We start from the raw sequence: 1,111 nt of genomic DNA, 5'->3' as shown, positions 1-1,111 counted from the left end.
TCGCCTGCAAAATATGCTTGCGGATGAAAAGAGCGAAGCACGCCGTGCTTTTGATGCGTTTCATGAGGAATTACAGAACAACTTAAACAGTGATATAAAACAAGAAGAAGCTGTTGAAATGCTCGCACAACATCTTGTGACGCGTCCTGTTTTTGAAGCTTTATTTGATGGCAATCAATTTGTTCAAAACAATGCCATCTCGCAAGCAATGGAAAAGATCCTAGCTGAGTTGGATAAGACCAATATTGAAGAAGAGTCAAAAGAGCTCAAAGAATTCTATGAAAGTGTAAAATTACGTGCCTCTGGTATTACCACCCCGCAAGCAAGACAAAATCTTATCATTACTCTTTATGAAAGCTTTTTTGCCAAGGCGTTCAAAAAGACAACGGATAGGCTTGGCATTGTTTATACCCCTGTTGAGGTTGTCGATTTTATTATTCGCTCTGTTGATGATGTTTTGCGCAAGGAATTTGGCAAGAGCTTGGGATCACGTGGTGTTTCTATTCTTGACCCCTTTACAGGTACCGGTACCTTTATCACACGGCTTTTGCAATCTGATCTCATTCAACCAGAGGATATGGAATATAAATTCCGTCATGATATCCATGCTAATGAGATTGTTCTTTTAGCTTATTACATAGCAGCGATTAATATTGAATCGACCTATCATAGTCTTATGAAAGGAGATTATATTCCCTTCAAACATATTGGTTTGACTGATACGTTTCAGATGCTTGAAGAGAAAAATCTGCTGCAAAAATTGTTTAAAGAAAACAGTGAATATTTGGAACTTCAGAAAAAGCTGAATATCGAAGTGATCTTTGGTAACCCTCCTTATTCCGTAGGACAGAAGAATGAAAATGACAACGCAAAAAACATTCCTTATCCGCTCTTAGATAACCGTATTCGTGAAACCTATGCTGCTCAATCGAAAGTAACTAATATACGAGCACTTTACGATAGTTACATTCGCGCTATTCGTTGGGCAAGTGACCGTATTGAAAATGCTGGCATCATTGGCTTTGTTTCTGGTTCTGGTTATATAGAAAAGCCAACAATGGACAGTTTACGCAAATCTTTAACCAAGGAATTTACCAGCATTTATGTACTC

At 38.2% G+C, this 1,111-nt stretch carries 1 protein-coding gene; it reads left to right on the top strand.

All coding sequences use genetic code 11. From position 1 onward, the window contains the following. Positions 1 to 1,111, top strand: a 1,111-nt coding sequence (locus AC0QT4_RS09200) for an N-6 DNA methylase (protein ID WP_473201363.1), incomplete at both ends; no start/stop codon positions are given.

This window comes from Bartonella sp. EBT8 (assembly GCF_055796165.1).
Note: the sequence above shows the minus strand (reverse complement) of the source record. Positions and strands in the feature narration are given on the sequence as shown.